At 40.3% G+C, this 392-nt stretch carries 1 protein-coding gene; it reads left to right on the plus strand.

The window, feature by feature from the left end:
* Nucleotides 1–207: 207 nt before the first annotated feature.
* A partial coding sequence (locus BLO31_RS24075) for a hypothetical protein (protein WP_217495129.1) occupies nucleotides 208–392 on the plus strand: 185 nt, incomplete at its 3' end.

A 392-nucleotide genomic window follows, 5' to 3' on the forward strand; every position in this document is an offset into this window, starting at 1 on the left:
TATATGAATAAAATCCAGAACCAAATGGACAGACACCTTAGAGTGGGTAGTCTAAAGTATGCTTAGAAGAGAAGTTGAGCGACGGTGGGACATCCCTGGCTATGATTTCAATTGACGAAATGTGTTCCAGAGAAAATATGAAAAAGAGAATTTCTATTTTTATGTAAAAAATGGAAGGGTAAGCCCTACAATCATGGGATATGGTCATTGAGATTTCATTGGAAAACAAGGCGCGATGAACTACAAAGTCAGTGGCTTTCTGGACGGTATGTGGTATCCCCTGCTCACTCCTTCAATGTAAACGGACATTGTATTTCTGTTTGTGAAGCAGAAGATGCTTTAGTGTCGAGGTTGTTAACGGTTGCAATGAGCAAAGAGTTCGGCCCTAAGTT

It is taken from the genome of Vibrio sonorensis (assembly GCF_001854765.1).
GTDB lineage: Bacteria > Pseudomonadota > Gammaproteobacteria > Enterobacterales > Vibrionaceae > Vibrio > Vibrio sonorensis.